Source organism: Flavivirga eckloniae (genome assembly GCF_002886045.1).
In the GTDB taxonomy this organism is placed as follows: Bacteria; Bacteroidota; Bacteroidia; order Flavobacteriales; family Flavobacteriaceae; genus Flavivirga; species Flavivirga eckloniae.
Map to the genome: position 1 here is coordinate 3,484,392 of NZ_CP025791.1, position 18,008 is coordinate 3,502,399.

The window sequence follows — 18,008 nt, forward strand, 5'->3', positions numbered from 1 at the left end:
ATTAGTGTAAATTCGTGTAATTAGTGTCTTCTTAAAGTAAATAACTAAAAGTAAGCCTTCAACTGAATAGAGCCAGTATGTATGGTTCTACTGGACTCGGTTTTTCTTCCAAAATAACTTAAATTAAGATCGAGAAAGGCAGTTAACTTTTTTTGGGCTAATAAGGTCCACGTATAGTTTTTTCCAGGTTGCAAACCCTCTAGCATTTGATAGGCAACAGGAGTGTTAGGATTGCCATTAAAAATATTCGAGAAATAATTAAACTCACCATTTATAGCGTTTTTTTGACTATTAGCTAAAGTAAAAGAAGCTCCATATTTTTGTTGTTTCAACGATTCTAAGCTACCTATAGTGTTCTCTTTATTGGCATACTGATAAAACACATCGAAACTGGAATTATCATTAAATAAATAAGATATTTTTGGGTTAAAACGCGTTTCCTCGAAGTTGTAATTTTTACTCGCAAAATTTTCGCTTAAGCTTTCGTTTTTATCTAAAGCAGAAATCATATTAACCAGCCAATTTCCGGTAATTTTATGATTGAAATTAAGCTGATGACTTTTTAAACTATTTTCAACAAACCCAGTCGATAGTATGTTTCGGGTCGTGTTATCGAGATATGTGTAAGAAGTGGTATAGCGTTGCTTGCCCCTGTTGAAAAACAAAACATTCCTAAAATTCAATTGTAAGCCTAATTGATCTGCTTCATTATTTTTAAAGGGATTAAGGTTGAAATTATTGCCTTCTCGTTTTATCTTTCTATCAATTAAATAACTGGTTTGATTATAAAAGTGAGACCAGAATTTTTTCGATTTTTTCTTGCTCACATACCATTGCGCTGGATTAATTGTTAGCGTCTGGCTCAGTCTGTTTTGGTGCGTTTTTATAAAAACTCGATTAGGTAAAAGTACTCTTATGTATTTTCCTTGATCTTGAAATTGAGCAACTTCGAACTCTTCAAGTTCCTGTATGCCATTTTCATTATAATCAATCCATGTAAAAGTTCCTTGGCCGGGTTCAACCTCCACATAGGTGAAATCCTGTTGGGGTAATGTCCCCGAGTTGGTTTCAAAAATGGTATTCCATTGTATAATTTGCTTAAAAAGCTTCTGATTAAACTGTAATCTGGAGTTTATAGAACGTTCGTCTTCAATGTTGCTATCTTCACTTTTTAAAGTTCTGTAATTAGCGTATAAAGACAAATTGGTGTTTTTGTTTTTTACCAGTCGAGAATCCAAATAAAAAGTATTAGAGGTGTTCACTTTTTGCAATTGGTTGTTTCTTATACTGTCATTTACACGGTTTTTATAACCAATTTCAGCAAAAACTTTAGTGCTATCACCAACTCCGATAAAGAATTCATAAGATTTAAACTTTTGACTTAAAGGTGTTAATGTTTCGGTTAAGACATCTTTTTGTTCATTATCTTCAATAGCCAATTTAGTGCCTAGCCAACCTTTTTGCATACCGTAGGTAATACGATTATAAGACCTTAAAAATGTTGAGGCGTTCGTGTTGGATTCTGCATTTAGAAAACTGGAATGCGATACGATGTTAAACCTATTTAAAAGTAAATTTATATTGGCAACATGCCGGTTACCATTAAAACTTTCCGAATAGCCTAAATGTTCAAATTGGTAGTTTATAATGCCCTTTTTATGGTGAAAAAGCCGAAAGCCAGAATGTAACAAGATTTGATCACCTAAACTGTTTGTGGTTTGATTTCCCGTGGGTAAATCCAGATTCCAGTCGCGATTAAACTCTGCATTATATAAACGTTCAATGGTTTTATAATGTTCTTGAATATAATCGGTATTGGCAAAGGCACTTAAATTCCAAAGGCTATCATTTTTAATGAGCTTTTGCTCAATATTCAGTTTTCCGGCAAAGCCATCATTATCATTATCATCTAAATTAGAGAAGAGGTTTAAATCATTTTTACTGCCAGAAGCTTCAAAAACGATATTGGTTTTTTCAGAAGGTTTATAAATTCCATTTATCACAGCAATTTGAAGTTTGGTAGGAGACACCAATTGAACTATAGGAGCATAATCTCCCAGTCCAACACCAGCAAACTCATAAATATTATTAATAGCAGTTGTATTACCCAAAATGTAATCGCCTTGGTTAGCTCCAACCCGCGTAAAGGTAACCCGGTAAAGCTCATCGTCTGGATTATTAGAAAACACAAAAGCTTCAACTCCACCTATGAGTTCTTTTTTATATAAGATCCTATTTTCATTTAAGCTTTCCTGAATTTCAGATGGTGCTACCATTAGGCTCCTATCGTCTCCGGCATTGGATAATATTTGTATTTGTTCTTGGGATAAATTTTGCTGAAGCGGTTGGTTTTTAGAATCATTTTCAGAATACACAGAAACGCCAATGTTTAACTTGTCACCTTTAACTTGTCCGCCGCCATAAGCCACAAAACGCGAATAATTGCGTTCGCTAAATTGATAATCGACAGTAATCCGCATTTCCGAAGTTATCGGGTAAGTAGAATTAAATATAATCTCTCCTGCATTATAATCTATAATATAATCCTGATCTTCACCACGCTTTACCGCAATGCCGTTTACGTAAACCGTTTCACTGCCAGATACAATAAGCACAAATAATTCACCATTTTGTCCTTGCAATTTATAAGGACCTTGGTTTCCTTCCTGTGCAGTAAATTGGCTTCTCGTAAACTGACCACGTACAATAGCTCCAGAAGCAAAAACATTAGTTCGATCGTTTTTACCTAGTTTGGCATTAATGGATAAGCCTTGAACACGCTTGGAAAAACTTGCAAAATAAGAACTGGTGTTTTGCAAATCGATATCGCCAGCTCTAATATTCCAACGATCGCTAAACAATTCAATAAAAACCTGATCGAATTCATCCAAACGTTGCGAATAACCACTTTCTTGTAATGGTATATTAGCATCTTGTATAGATGCTCTAAGCGATACTTTGTCGCTAAGCTTTCCGGTTATTTGAAGATCTAGTTCGCTATTTAGAACCGAATTCTGGTTGTTTCCTATGGTAACTCCTCTTGAAATACTTCCAGAAGTTGTTAAGCCATCAAAAGGAGTAAAGTTTTTAGAATCGCTTGGTTGCGATAGTTTGTATAGTTTTTCGAGATTATCGTTGGTTTCAACAATTACAGATTCATCTAACTGTTGGTAGGTTCTGGTTAAAAAATCGGGAAACCTTAAATAGTTGATAATGACGGAATCGGTTTCAACAGGCTTTTTTAGAGTAAGTATGGCTTTTGAATAATCAACAGAGTAAAAGCTGGAATCGATAACTGTATTATCATTTCTTTTAATTAAAAATGAGTTGGGGTTTATACTTACGCTATCTATACGAATAATATTTTTTACAGCAACTTTTATTGTTTTATAGTTTGAAGACGGTTCTTGAGAAAATCCACAAAAACCAACTAAGAATATAAAAATTGATGCAATACACTTCATTTGATACTTAAACTACAAATAGCTTAAAATATTTTGTTATTAGAATTCGTTAGACTGGCTCTAATAACGAATATACTTCTTTTAAGGTAAACTTATAGGAGGCTCAACAAGTTAGCCATTATAAGTATACATTGAGCATGCTTGTACCTGGTTCGGTAAAGTAGCAAATCAAAAAAATTAATTTATTTTGATGGTGTAAAAGTAGCGTATTATTTATTTTAGCTAGATGTAATAAACATCATTAAGGATTTTAATGTTTTTTACTACACAAATTGTATCTGTTTACAGCAGGCAAGTCCAACAATAAAAAAAACAACGTATATACAATGAAAATTATATCATATAACGTAAACGGTATTCGAGCTGCAATAAATAAAGGTTTTATAGATTGGTTAAAAAGCGCAAACCCAGATGTGATTTGTCTACAAGAAATAAAAGCACAAAAAGAGCAGTTGGATATTGATGTTTTTGTAGAGGCTGGCTATAAATATAATTATTGGTTTAGCGCCCAAAAAAAAGGATATAGTGGTGTTGCAATTTTAAGCAAAATAGAACCAAATCATATAGAGTATGGCACGGGTATTGAGTCAATGGACTTTGAAGGTAGAAATTTGCGAGCCGATTTTAATGATGTATCTGTAATGAGCTTGTATTTACCTTCTGGAACAAACGACGCACGTTTAAACCATAAGTTGGAATATATGGATATGTTTCAGGATTATATAAACAATCTTAAAAAAGATGTGCCTAATCTGGTTATTTGTGGCGACTATAACATTTGCCATGAAGAGATAGATATCCATAACCCTAAAATGAAAGGTGTCTCAGGGTTTTTACCCGTAGAGCGCGAGTGGATTGGAAACTTTATTGATAGTGGATTTATAGATTCGTTTAGGTATTTAAATACAGAAACACAACAATACAGTTGGTGGAGTTACCGTGCTAATGCTCGTGCCAATAATAAAGGTTGGCGATTAGATTATGCCATGGTAGCAGAACCGTTGCAAGAAAAGATAAAAAGAGCCGTTATACTATCCGAGGCAGTACATAGTGATCACTGTCCGATTTTAGTGGAAATAGACAATTAAAAGATAGATATAGTATATAACTAATAATAAATAGAATCCTAAAAAATGATTAAAAAAACCTTATTAGCAGTGTTACTCTTAACTTTTTTAGTGTCTTGTGTATCACCAAAAATATACAAGGAACTAGAAGAGAAGTACGGAGTTTTAAAGGAGGAAAATAGAAAGCTTTCTGATGAGAACGATGCCCTTTTGAGTGCAAAAAATGCCGCAGAGAATGAATTGAAGCAAGTTAATAAAGCCTATGATGAAGCGATTCAGCAACGAGACAAATTACAGGCAGAGTACAATGCGGTAAAATCTAATTACGATAACTTAAAGAATTCGTATGATGCACTAGAGAAAAACAGTTCTAGAGCTATAGCAAGAAACTCTAAAAAGAATAGAGAATTGTTAGCGCAATTAGAAGCGAAAGAACAAGCATTGGCTACCGAAAATGCACGTTTAGAAAAACTTAAGAAAGAATTGGAAGAACGGTCGCACCGCGTAGCAGAATTAGAAAAAGTGATAGCTTCAAAAGATGCTGCGTTAACACAGTTAAAAGATGCCATTTCTAGAGCTTTAACAGATTTTGAAGGTAAAGGTTTAACAATAGAACAGCGTGATGGGAAAGTATACGTGTCTATGGAGAATAAACTATTATTTGGTTCTGGTAGTTGGGCAGTAGGTACAGAAGGACGTAGAGCAGTACAGCAATTAGGAAGTGTGCTTGGTGATAATCCGGATATAGCTGTATTAATAGAAGGTCATACAGATAATGTGCCTTATAAAGGAAATACACATATAAGTGGTAACTGGGACTTATCTACAAAACGTGCCACAGCTATTGTAAAGATTTTAAAAGAAAATACCGCTATAAACCCAGAGAATTTAATCGCAGCAGGTCGTGGAGAATTTGCGCCTATTGCTTCTAATGCAACACCAGAAGGGAAAGCAAAAAATAGACGTATTGAGGTTATTTTAACGCCAAAATTAGATGAGTTATCTAAACTGTTAAACGAAAACTAGATATCAACAAATGTCATTGACATTTGATTTATAAATCTTAATATATTTTAAACCTTTCAAGTTTTTAAAGAACTTGAAAGGTTTTTATCTTTACGAAATTAAATGACTGAAACTTAAGAAGCTTTTTACTGCTAAGATTTTTGACCAAACCGATTAAAAATGGAAGCTTCAATTAAAAAGATTCCCTCCTTTATGGGAAAACCAAAAACATAAAGATGAAATACACTACACTACCAAAAACAGATATAAAAGTTAGTAAAATATGCCTGGGCTCTATGACCTGGGGAAATCAGAATACAGAAGCCGAAGGCCATGAGCAGCTAGATTATGCTTTAGATCGAGGAGTGAATTTTATAGATACTGCAGAGTTGTACCCTGTACCGGCTACAGCGGAAACAAGTGGACGTACTAGCGAAATTATTGGTAATTGGTTACAAAAAACAGGTAATAGAAGTAAAGTGATTTTGGCATCTAAAATTGCAGGTCCTGGAGATTATACAGCTCATATTCGTAAAACAGGATTTAGCCCAGATGCTATTCGTGAGGCTATAGATTTGGAATTAAAAAGATTGCAAACCGATTATATAGATTTATACCAATTACATTGGCCGGAGCGACAAACCAACTTTTTCGGACAACGTGATTATAAGCACAACCCAAAAGATGCATGGAATGATAATTTTAATGAAATTCTTAATGCGCTTGATGAGCAAATAAAAGCAGGTAAAATTCGTCATGTAGGGGTGTCTAACGAAAAAGCTTGGGGAGCTATGCGCTATTTGGAAGAATCGAAAACGCATAATTTACCTAGAATGATCACCATTCAAAATTCATATTCATTGCTTAACAGAACTTTCGAAGGTGACTTGGCAGAGGTTTCCATACGAGAAGGTTTAGGCTTGTTGGTGTACTCTCCAATGGCATTTGGAGTGCTTTCAGGTAAATATATTAAAGGAACTGCCGCAGATAATGCGAGACTTAAATTATTTCCTAGGTTTGACAGATATAGCGGCGAGAATGCTACAGAGGCTACCAAACGTTATTTACAAATAGCCGAAAATCATAATATGACTTTAGCCCAAATGTCATTAGCTTTTGTAAATCAACAGCCTTTTGTAACGAGTAATATTATTGGAGCTACTAATTTAGAACAGCTTAAAGAAAATATTGATAGTGCTGATATTACGCTTAGTGATGCTGTTTTGGATGAGATTAACGCAGTACATGCAGACATCCCAAATCCAGCGCCTTAATTTTGTAATTGCAAAGAGTATTTAATAAGTAGGTTATGTAGGTTTTTTATTTCTATTGGTTTAGAAATAAAATCGTCAATACCAGCTATGTTAGCCTGTTTTCTGTCGTCTGTATAGGCACTGGCAGAAACGGCAACGATTGGTACGGGGTTAGATTTAAATTTCTCGGTAGCTTTAATACTCTTAGTAGCTTCTAAACCGTCCATTATAGGCATTTGTATGTCCATAAATACCATGTCGTAGTGTTTTTGGCTAAACTGCTCCACGGCTTCAATACCGTTGTTGGCATAGTCTATGGTTAAATTGAATTTGTTCAACATTAAACCCAGCACTTTTTGGTTCATGGCATTATCGTCTACTACCAAAACTCTAGTTGTATGCCCCAGTTTAGGTAAATTATTAATTAAGGAATTAGAGGTTAACTTTGATGTGTCGTTATGCTCTTTTTTTAATTTTAAACTGAAATAAAACCGACTTCCTTTATTTATTGAAGTAGTGAATTTTAATTCACTGCCCATTAAATTTGCCAATTCATTAGATATTGCTAAACCTAAGCCTGTCCCTCCAAATTTTCGGGTAGTTGATAAATCTACCTGTTCGAACGCCTGAAATATTTTTTTAGATTCTTCTTCATTCATGCCAATGCCAGTATCTTCAACAGAAAAATGGAAAATATCGTAGGTGTCATCTAATTTATCTTGTTTTATATCTAGTTTTACCCAGCCTTTTTTCGTGAATTTGATGGCGTTATTCAACAAGTTGATTATAATTTGATTTATTCTTATGCTATCACCAATAATAAATCTTGAAGCTTGTGGTGATTTTTTAAAATTATAAATGAGTTCGATATTTTTTTCAGATGCTTGATATTTAAATATATTGATAAGCTGATTTAAGTCCTGATTTAGGTTTATTTTGGTTTGTTCCAATTCTAGTTTACCTGCAGAAATCTTGGAGTAATCAAGTATTAAGTTTATGAGCCCTAAAAGATGGCTGGAAGAGTAATTTGCAATTTCGAGCAATTTTATTTGTTCGTCATTTAATTTGGTTTGATTTAATAGGTTTAGAATCCCTATAATACCATTTAAAGGTGTTCTTATTTCATGGCTCATATTTGCCAAAAAGCTGGATTTGTAAGCGGTAGTTCGCTCCAATTCTTCGATAGTTAACTTAAGGCCATCTATATTATCCAATAGGTTTTTCTTAAGCATATCGTAAGCTTTATACAAAAAGTTAACTTCTAGTATTTTAGATTCTTCGTTGCTATTAATGGCGTCGTACTCTTTAAATCCGGATTTTATAAACTTATGTATTGATGCTTGTAACCGTTTTAAATCGCTAGTTAAAATTTGTGATAGATAGAAGATCAACAAAGTCATTAAAATTAAAATACCGGTAAACGAAACCTTCACAAACCATGCAATATTAGAGTTTTTGTTTTCTATACCCTTTTGGGTAATCGCTTCAATATGATTTATCTTTTCGCGAATGGATTGATTGGTTTTAAGTATTTGTCCATATAAACCAGAGTCGTTAATACTTATGTCGTTCCCAATTTTAAGCTGTATTTGCGCTATATCGTTAAATAGTACTTTGTACTTATTTAATGCGTTTTTCGTTTGTTCAATGTGGTTGTTTTTTGCAGTGAGCTGAGATATTAAAGTATTGAATTTGTTTATGTAGATACTATCCGACCTAAGTAAAAAATCTTTTTCATTACGTCTTAGTTGAAGAATTTTTTCCTTGGGAACAAGATTTAAATCTTCTATGCTATGGGCTACTTTTCGCATAGTACCAATTCTTCCAAAATTGCGATAACCTAGTTTATAACGTTCAATTTTTATTCTTTTTGAGAGTGAATCCAGAAGATAGAATTCGTGTCTTAAATCGTTTATTGTTTTTGGATGTAGTGAGAATTTGTTTAACTGTAATTCTTTAAAAATAGAATCTAAACTTTCTTTGTGTAAAGAAATATTATTGATAAACGTATCGATATTGTCTTCTTCCTTTGTTTTGTAAAATTTAGGTGTTTTGTATCCGTAGAGTAAAAACGATTGAAAGTTCTTCTCGTTATTCGAAAAGTTAGACTCTAAATCGTAAATATTTGTAATTACTTTTTGTAAATCTTTTGTTTTCTTGTTGAAGTAACTATAGGCAATAAATAGTAATATAGTAACGGAAATAATGCTTAAAAAAGATACAATAATCTTAAACCTGTAAGATTTATAAAAGCTAAACTTCATTTAGGGGCTAGTACTAGTTGGTTTAGCTAAAAATATATAAAGCACATATATTTAAAGTTATCTTAATGTTAAATGAAAATTGTTTTTAATGTATTTAAAATCAACTTGTTGTGATATGTTGAAGAATAGCAATGAAGTGTGTATCAAATAAAAAAGTCCCTACTAAATGAATAGCAAGGACTTCTTTAATTATTTAATTTGATTACCATCTTTGTCAAAAAAATGATATTCTAGATATGTGTAAGCATCTCTTGGTAAAATTTTAACCCATTTTTTGTGTTCAAAAAACCATTTTGAACGTATAGATGGAAAACCTTTTGTTAAAAAGGCTGCTATAAAAGGGTGTGTGTTTAATGTCACCTTTTTATAGTCTTTTTTTAATAATTGATCAAGATCGTGTTTTACTTTTTGCACCAATCCTATGGGTGCTTCAATCTCAGAACCATTTAAACCGTTAGGATTTTCCTCACGGGTTTTTATGTTCATTTCTGGGCGAACACGTTGTCTTGTTATTTGTATCAATCCGAATTTACTAGGAGGCAAAATTTTGTGTTTTGCTCTATCATCTTTCATTTCGTCGCGAAGATGATTAAATAATTTTTGTCTATTTTCAGAATTAGTCATGTCGATAAAATCTACAACGATAATGCCTCCCATATCACGCAAACGTAATTGGCGGGCCATTTCTGTAGCTGCTATTAAATTGACTTCTAATGCTGTGTCCTCTTGGTTACTGGCTTTGTTAGATCTGTTACCACTATTTACGTCGATAACATGAAGTGCTTCGGTGTGTTCGATTACCAAATAGGCACCTTTAGCCATAGAGACGGTTTTACCAAATGAGGTTTTGATTTGTCTTTCGATTCCAAATTTTTCGAAAATCGGAACTTTAGACTGATACAATTTTACTATTGATTCTTTTTTTGGTGCAATTTCTTGCACATAATCTTTAATTTGAATGCAAAGCTCTTCATCATCAACATGAATACTTGTAAAGGTGTCATTAAATATGTCTCGTAGAATAGACGAGGCCTTATTCATTTCTCCAAGTACTTTACTGGGATGATGTGCTTTATGTAGCTTTTTACACATTGCGGTCCAACGACCAAGCAAATTTTGTAAATCTTTATCTAGTTCAGCTACTTTTCTGCCTTGTGCTACTGTGCGCACAATAATGCCAAAACCTGGTGGAGTTATACTCTTTACCAATCTTTTTAGTCGATCTTTTTCTTCTCTGTCTTCTATTTTTTGAGAAATAGAAATACGGCTGGAAAAAGGAACTAAAACAATATATCTGCCTGCAATAGAAAGCTCTGAGCTAATTCTAGGGCCTTTTGTAGATATAGGTTCTTTAACTATTTGTACCAATAGCGATTGATTGGATTTTAAGACGTCGGCAATTTTGCCATCTTTCTCAATATCCTTTTCAAATGGGAAATCTTTTAAAGAGAAATCTTTTAGTTTACCTGTGCTTACACGTTTAGTGAATTTTAAAAGGGAAGGTAGTTTAGGCCCTAAATCATGATAATGCAAAAATGCATCTTTCTCATAACCCACATTAACAAATGCGGCATTTAGACCAGGAACGGATTTTCTTATTTTGGCTATAAACACATCACCAACTGAAAAGTCGTTACTATCTTCGTCCTTCTGTAATTCAATAAGTTTTCCATCTTTTAATAAGGCAAAATCAACATTGTCGGAACTAGATCGAATAATCAATTCTTTATCCATGTAGTTAATTTTTATCCATACTTTTTAGTTTGCAGTATACAGTTATTAGTTTACAGTTTTAATACCGGCAACAAAAACAATCAATAGCAACTTAATTGTACAGATGGATTATACATTATTTTTTATTTGGTAATAGAGATTTGTCCTCTATTATCAAACGTAACACCTTGATTGTTATTTTGATATGCATATCAATTTTTCAATGAAGGTATTCACAGGATTTTTTTAAATCCGTGGAGCTCATTGAAATTAATGAACTCATTTCAAAGAACGTGTTGTTTTTAAAACCAAAAGAAGTAGTTGAAATCTAACTACTTCTTTCGATTTATTTTTTCTTTTTATGACGGTTAGCGCGTCTACGTTTTTTACGCTTATGCGTTGCTACCTTGTGTCTTTTACGTTTTTTACCACTTGGCATAAATAGTGCTTTTTTTAATTAATAATTTATTTATTGTTTTACTTAACGTCAACATTTGTTTTAACGCCTTCAACAAAAACTTTTGCAGGTTTAAATGCTGGGATATTGTGAGCAGGTATTTTTATGGTTGTGTTTTTAGAAATGTTTCTACCAGTTTTTTCAGCTCTCGTTTTAATAATGAAGCTTCCAAAACCTCTTAAGTAAACATTATCACCACTTTCTAGAGAAGTTTTTACTTCTTCCATAAATGTTTCTACAGTTGCTTGAACATCGCCTTTTTCAATTCCTAGTTTTTCTGAAATTTTTGCTACTAAATCAGCCTTCGTCATTTTGTTATTTTGTTTTTTAGGTTATATAATATATAAATTTAGAGGGATGCAAATATAGGAATTTAATATTCAATATTTCAAACCTAATTCATTAAAATTTAAGATTATAAACGTTTATTTTTGCGAGTAACATATATTCGATAATGGGATTTTCAAAAATTTTAATTAACTGGTATTCAAATAATAAGAGGGAGCTTCCTTGGAGGCAAACAAACGATCCTTACCGTATTTGGTTGTCAGAAATTATTTTACAACAGACACAAGTTAAGCAAGGACTTCCGTATTATATGTCATTTACGGAAAAATTTCCGACAGTTTTTGACCTTGCCAAGGCCGACGAAAGTGACGTACTTAAATCGTGGCAGGGACTAGGATATTATTCACGAGCCAGAAATTTACATACTACTGCCAAACACGTTGTAAATGAGCTAAAAGGCGTGTTTCCTGTTAGTTATAAAGACTTGTTGAAACTTAAAGGGGTTGGTGATTATACAGCAAGCGCCATAGCTTCTATCTGTTTTAATGAGGTAGCAGCTGTTGTAGATGGGAATGTATATAGAGTGTTGTCAAGGTATTTTGATATTAATACTCCAATTAATTCTTCAAAAGGAACAAAAGAGTTTAAGACATTGGCTCAGGAATTGATCGATAAAAAGAATCCGGCGGAGTTTAACCAAGCTATTATGGAATTTGGAGCAACACAGTGTACACCTAAAAACCCAGATTGCAATGTTTGTCCTTTTAATAAAAGCTGCATGGCCTTCAATAAAAATAAAATAAACGAATTGCCTGTTAAAATTAAATCGGCAAAGGCAAAAAAGAAATATTTTAACTTTTTGGTGTTCATTTCTAACGACGGAAAGACTGTTTTAGAAAAAAGAGAGGGTAAAGGTATTTGGCAGAACCTATATCAATTTCCTTTAATTGAAACCAATGCTAATGTTGATGAAGAAACTTTTAAGAACCTTATTAAGGAACATAATTTAATAAAAGGAATACCATTTGAACTCTCCTTATATAATAAAGACGTTGTTGTACATAAGTTATCTCATCAACATTTGCATACTAGGTTTTGGATTATAAATGTAAACAGGCTTATAACCGAAGGGATTTCTACACAGGACATAAATAATTATGCTGTACCAATTTTAATAGGAAATTTTATTGAAACCTTTAATTTTTAAAAACGACTCTCAAACATGACTACGATTGGGATTCTGTTGAAATTGTAATTTCAGTGTTTGTGAAATACTTATTGAAATAAGTCATATTAATAGTGAGTTTATCCTTAAGGTTAGTCCACCTTTAAATCTAACTCAAGTTAACTATAAGGTTTCTCGTAATTCTTTATTTTTGATTGGTTTAGATACAACAATCATATTTTTTTATTAATTTTAAAAAAATGCGGCGCAATATTGTAATTTTGTGTTCTTAAACAAACAATAATTTATGTCTGGAACTTTAAATAAAGTAATGTTAATAGGTCATTTAGGAGATGAAGTAAAAATGCATTATTTTGAAGGTGGTGGTTGTGTTGGTAGATTTCCTTTGGCAACAAACGAAACGTATACGAACAAACAAACCAACGAGCGCATTACAAATACAGAGTGGCATAATATTGTTGTTAGAAATAAAGGCGCCGAAATATGCGAAAAGTATTTAAGCAAAGGCGACAAGGTTTATATTGAAGGTAGATTAAAAACACGAAAGTGGCAAGATGATAGTGGTAACGAAAGATACTCTACCGAAATTCAATGTACCGATTTTACGTTCCTTTCAACAAAAAAAGAAAGCGAGAATAATGCTGTAGCTAACCAAAATCAGTCTATAGCCCAAAAACCAGCTCCAGAACAACCGTCAACTAGTGAGCCTATTGGGGAAGAAAACGACGATCTTCCATTTTAATTTAAGTTCAACCAAAAAGAGAGTATTTGGATCCTGACCCCTCGAGTTTTAAACCTTTATTAATTTCAATTGATTTTTCAATTGTTACTGGTTTTGTATTACTGTTTTTACTATTAGTTTGTTCCGCTCTTATCTCCGGGGCAGAGGTAGCCTTGTTTTCACTTAGCAGAAAAGATATCGATGAAGGTTTAGAAAAAAAATCTAAACGTATCGAGATTATATCCAAACTTTTGGAACATCCCAAAAAGTTACTGGCCACCATATTAGTTGCCAATAATTTTATAAACATTGCCATAGTTATTCTGTTCGCCTTTTTGGGCGATTTTATGTTTGAAAACATCACGAGTACTTACGTTAAGTTTATTGTTGAGGTAATAGTTATTACATTTTTAATCTTATTATTTGGCGAAATTTTACCTAAAATATATGCCAGTAGAAATAACTTGAAGTTTTCTTCATTTATGGCGTATCCGCTGCGGGTTTTAGATGTTGTTTTATCACCAGTAAGCATGCCAATGCGAAGGGTAACAGTAGCTATTCATAACAGGTTGGGGAAACAGAAATCTAATTTAAGTGTCGATCAGCTTTCTCAAGCTTTAGAGTTAACAAGCAAAGAAGATACAACCAAGGAAGAACATAAAATTTTACAGGGAATTGTGTCCTTTGGTAATACAGATACCAAACAGGTTATGCGCCCTAGAATAGACATTTTTGCACTAAACATTGAGCAGAAATACAACGAAATTATGCCTGAAATAATTTCTAACGGCTATTCCAGAATTCCTGTTTATGAAGACAATATAGATACCATTAAGGGTATACTCTATGTGAAGGATTTATTACCTCATATAGATAAAAAACAGTTTGATTGGGCGAGCTTAATACGAGAGCCTTTTTTCGTTCCTGAAAACAAGAAATTGGATGATCTAATGTCAGAATTTCAAGAGAAAAAGGTGCATTTAGCAGTTGTGGTAGATGAATATGGGGGTACCTCTGGTTTAATTTCGTTAGAAGATATTATCGAAGAAATTGTGGGCGATATTAGTGATGAGTTTGATGATGAAGATCTTATGTATTCTAAATTGGACGATAATAATTTTGTTTTTGAAGGAAAAACAGCTTTAAAGGATTTTTATAAAATTGTTAAAGTTGAAGATACGACCATTTTTGAAGACAATAAGGGAGAGGCAGAGACCATCGCAGGATTCGTACTTGAAATATCTGGAAGTTTCCCAAAACTAAACAGTAAAATAAATTTTGAAAATTACGTTTTTACAATAGAGGCTTTAGATAGGAAAAGGATAAAGCTTTTAAAGTTTACAATTACCTAATTTTATATTAAAGACTGTATATTGCCACTGCAAATGAAACACTATATGATTTTAAAGCTGTCTTTTAAATTTTTACTAAAAACGTTCGTAATTATTGGTGTTTTTGTATTAGTGTCTTGTAAAGAAGATTATGTGCCAAAACCTAAAGCTTATTTAAGACTCGACTACCCCAGAGCAAAGTATACAGAGACTAAATTAAATGTCCCCTTTTCGTTCGAAACAAATACTTTGGCAACTAGAGTTAATCTGAAGCATGTTGCTGCTACTACTAAAAGCTATGGTATAAATTTAGAATACCCAGCCTTAAAAGGAACGATTTTTTTAACGTATAAGGCTATTGAAGGTGATAAAAAAAATCTAATTGATTTTTTGCGGGATGCTCAAAACTTAACCCAAAAACACACCATTAAAGCAGATGAGATTCCAATAACGCCTTACGAAAACAAAGACCGAAAAGTATATGGAGTCTTTTCGGAGGTTAAAGGAAATGTGGCCTCACCAGCTCAGTTTTATGTTACCGATAGCGTAAATCATTTTTTAACAGGATCTTTGTATTTTTACGCTAAACCTAATTATGATTCCATTTTACCTGCTGCAAATTACTTGCAAAAAGACATTAAGCATATTATGGAAACTGTAGCGTGGAAATAAAAAAGACATTTTCTAAAAAGTTTCTTTATTATTAAACAGAATTGGTATTAGTTTCTAATAGATTTTTAAAATCAGATATTTGAGATTCTGAAATAAGCTCAGGATGCCACTGTAACCTTTTTTGTGGGATTTAAATTTCGGTTTTTCAATGAATCTATGAGTATTTCTTTGTTTTTAATAGTATTACTTATAAATCTCTCCATCATAATTTTTTTTAGGGTCTTATAGTTCTATATGAGGGTGATTATGAGGGGTATTCAAAAAACAAACTAAGTTTCTTGTATTTTGGCGAAATACAAATTAAGCTAATTAAGAAAATGAAATCACATTTTTTATCTTTTAAAAGAAAAGTCTATTTATGTGCAGGAGTTATTTTTTTCACTTTTGCCTTGACACTTAAAGCTCAAACGTTAACAGTTACCAATTTAGTTAAAAACAATGCTGTTTTACAGCGGAATACAGATGCAAATATCTGGGGGGAAGGTAAACCAGGTAATACAGTAACAATTAAACTAGGGAGTGGTAATAATATAACAACAACAATAGCGAGTAATGGTAAGTGGAGTGTTAAAATCCCAACAGGTAATGCAGGTGGACCATATGACTTAACCATTGGTGATGCTACAAAAACATATACCTTTTCAGGAATTTTATTAGGTGAAGTTTGGTTGTGTTCAGGTCAGTCTAATATGGACATGCCTATGAAAGGTTGGGATAACCAGCCTATAACTAATGGACCCACCGAAATAGCTAATGCTAATTTTCCTAATATTAGACTTTTTAAGGTGCCTTTAAAACCTTCTTATGATAGAGAAACTTCAGTTGGTGGTAATTGGGCAGTTTGTAACCCTAATAGCGTTAAAAACTTTTCAGCAGTGGCTTACTTTTTTGCTAAAGAAATACATCAAAAGTTAAACGTTCCTGTAGGGATCATTGTAGCATCAAGAGGGAATTCAAGAGGAGAATGTTGGACAACAGCAAATTCATTAACTTCTGTTGTTGGGTTTGAAAATGTAATTGCCGATTTAAATGTAGCAAGGCAAACACCAAGTGAAGGAAAATATAGAATATTTAACATTCAAGGAGGGTTTATCACCCCAGAAGCTTTATATAATGGAATGATTCATCCTGTTACACCTTACACAATAAAAGGTGTGAATTGGTATCAAGGAGAAAGTAATACGCATGATCCTAATCAATATAAGGGAGTCTTAAAGCATCTAATTTCCGCTTGGAGATCAGAATTTAATAACCCAAATATGCCTTTTTATTTTGCTCAGATAGCACCGTGGAATTATACAGACAAAGCATCTCAGGAATTAAGAGAAACTCAGTTCTTAGCCCAAAGTATTCCTAATACAGGTATGGCTTCCTTGTTAGATGTGGGTGATTTTGAGAAAATACATCCTCCAAAAAAACAACAAGTAGGACAACGACTAGCATATTGGGCTTTAGCAAAACAATATGGTGAAAATATAGTTTTCTCAGGGCCAAAATTTCGTTCTGCAACCTTTAGCAATGGAAAAGGAATACTTGAATTTGATTATGCTGATGGTATAAAATTAACAAATGGCAATAATTTTGAAATCGCAGGGTCTGATGGAAATTTTGTAACAGCAAATGCCATAGTAAATAATGGAAAAATTGAAGTTTCAGCAAGTAGCGTTCCAAATCCAACCCAAGCAAGGTATGGTTGGTCTAATTTCGTTCAAGGGTCTTTATTTAATGGAGCTAACATGCCTTCTTCATCTTTTAGAACAGAAATTCCATCTACAAGACCTGCAGCAAATATTCCGAATGGTGTCTATTATATACAAGACCCAGCGGGAACTATAAAAATTAATAGTCCTAGCGGTAGAACTATAGACAAGGCAAATAACACAGGTGATGGTGCCAAGTGGGAATTCACTAAAGTAGGAAGTTACTATACGCTTAAAAACCAAAGAAACAACGAGTTTTTAGAAGTTCCTTATGAAGCATGTCATGCTAATGACAAACCGCAGAACCCTAATGTTAATTTAGCAACCTGGACTTCATCTGGTAGCAATCATCAACGATGGAACATCACTAAGGTGGATGATGATTATTTTTTAGAACCATTGCATTGTAGTAAAGTGGTTGATCGAAATAACAGCGGCGCTATACATTTATGGCCTTATCAAGCTGGTAACGGGCAACAAACATGGCGAATTGTTGACGTAGTGGCAAATAATCTTGCTTCTAAAAGTATTCATGCAAATTCGAATTCAATTTCTAATCCAATTTCTAATGGAATAATCTATTTGACTAATGTAAATGGCGCTTCATATAGTATTAGTGATATTTCAGGTCAATTAGTTCAATCTGGTGATATAGAAAACAATTCGATTAATGTATCTGTTTTAAGTGCTGGAATTTATATTGTTAAGTTCTCTAATGATGAAATTATCCAAATTGAGAAAGTAGTTATCAAGTAATTTATCTAAAAAATAATCTTAAGAGCAGCCATTGAGAACTTAAAAACTCTTAACTAAACGACATTGCCCTCAAGGGGACAATTTTACCGAGTGAGATTCCTCCCTCGAGGGAGGATTAAGGAGAGTGTTTT

Annotated in this window: 12 protein-coding genes; 8 read left to right on the forward strand and 4 right to left on the reverse strand. The window is 33.0% G+C overall.

The features are described from left to right. Window positions 1–44: 44 nt before the first annotated feature. The gene (locus tag C1H87_RS14385; RefSeq protein WP_102756481.1) at window positions 45–3,464 is read right to left on the reverse strand and encodes a hypothetical protein; all 3,420 of its coding nucleotides are present in this window, start codon (window positions 3,462–3,464) and stop codon (window positions 45–47) included. A 326-nt stretch (window positions 3,465–3,790) separates the two neighbouring features. On the opposite strand from C1H87_RS14385, the gene C1H87_RS14390 reads away from it, so the two are divergent. The 3 genes from C1H87_RS14390 (at window position 3,791) to C1H87_RS14400 (ending at window position 6,810) form a co-directional block, all read left to right on the forward strand. Continuing rightward, complete coding sequence (locus tag C1H87_RS14390; RefSeq protein WP_102758282.1) at window positions 3,791–4,552, forward strand: exodeoxyribonuclease III; 762 nt, start codon at window positions 3,791–3,793, stop codon at window positions 4,550–4,552. Window positions 4,553–4,597: 45 nt separating this feature from the next. Continuing rightward, entirely contained in the window at window positions 4,598–5,557 is a 960-nt protein-coding gene (locus tag C1H87_RS14395) for an OmpA/MotB family protein (protein ID WP_102756482.1), read from the forward strand. 215 nt (window positions 5,558–5,772) lie between these two features. Beyond that, window positions 5,773–6,810, forward strand: a complete 1,038-nt coding sequence (locus C1H87_RS14400) for an NADP(H)-dependent aldo-keto reductase (protein ID WP_102756483.1) — start codon at window positions 5,773–5,775, stop codon at window positions 6,808–6,810. On the opposite strand, the gene C1H87_RS14405 is transcribed toward C1H87_RS14400, so the two are convergent. The 3 genes from C1H87_RS14405 to C1H87_RS14415 all read right to left on the reverse strand — a co-directional run bounded on the left by C1H87_RS14405 (window position 6,807) and on the right by C1H87_RS14415 (window position 11,534). Beyond that, on the reverse strand, window positions 6,807–9,053 hold the full coding sequence (locus tag C1H87_RS14405; protein ID WP_102756484.1) for an ATP-binding protein: 2,247 nt from the start codon (window positions 9,051–9,053) through the stop codon (window positions 6,807–6,809). The genes C1H87_RS14400 and C1H87_RS14405 overlap by 4 nt on opposite strands. Window positions 9,054–9,242: 189 nt before the next feature. Beyond that, complete coding sequence (locus tag C1H87_RS14410; RefSeq protein WP_102756485.1) at window positions 9,243–10,787, reverse strand: Rne/Rng family ribonuclease; 1,545 nt, start codon at window positions 10,785–10,787, stop codon at window positions 9,243–9,245. Between the two features lie 456 nt (window positions 10,788–11,243). Beyond that, a complete protein-coding gene (locus C1H87_RS14415) occupies window positions 11,244–11,534 on the reverse strand; it encodes an HU family DNA-binding protein (protein WP_019386001.1) in 291 nt (96 codons plus the stop codon). A 143-nt stretch (window positions 11,535–11,677) separates the two neighbouring features. On the opposite strand from C1H87_RS14415, the gene mutY reads away from it, so the two are divergent. The 5 genes from mutY to C1H87_RS14440 all read left to right on the forward strand — a co-directional run bounded on the left by mutY (window position 11,678) and on the right by C1H87_RS14440 (window position 17,877). Further along, complete coding sequence (mutY, locus tag C1H87_RS14420) at window positions 11,678–12,718, forward strand: A/G-specific adenine glycosylase (RefSeq protein ID WP_102756486.1); 1,041 nt, start codon at window positions 11,678–11,680, stop codon at window positions 12,716–12,718. 265 nt (window positions 12,719–12,983) lie between these two features. After that, a complete protein-coding gene (locus C1H87_RS14425) occupies window positions 12,984–13,439 on the forward strand; it encodes a single-stranded DNA-binding protein (RefSeq protein ID WP_102756487.1) in 456 nt (151 codons plus the stop codon). 26 nt (window positions 13,440–13,465) lie between these two features. Then, on the forward strand, window positions 13,466–14,770 hold the full coding sequence (locus C1H87_RS14430; protein WP_102756488.1) for a gliding motility-associated protein GldE: 1,305 nt from the start codon (window positions 13,466–13,468) through the stop codon (window positions 14,768–14,770). A gap of 45 nt (window positions 14,771–14,815) precedes the next feature. Next, window positions 14,816–15,421: a gliding motility lipoprotein GldD gene (gldD, locus tag C1H87_RS14435; protein WP_102758283.1), complete on the forward strand. Its 606-nt coding sequence runs from the start codon at window positions 14,816–14,818 to the stop codon at window positions 15,419–15,421. A 317-nt stretch (window positions 15,422–15,738) separates the two neighbouring features. Then, window positions 15,739–17,877 carry a sialate O-acetylesterase gene (locus C1H87_RS14440; RefSeq protein ID WP_102756489.1) on the forward strand — a complete coding sequence of 713 codons (2,139 nt, stop codon included), beginning with the start codon at window positions 15,739–15,741 and terminating at the stop codon, window positions 17,875–17,877. Window positions 17,878–18,008 lie beyond the last annotated feature (131 nt).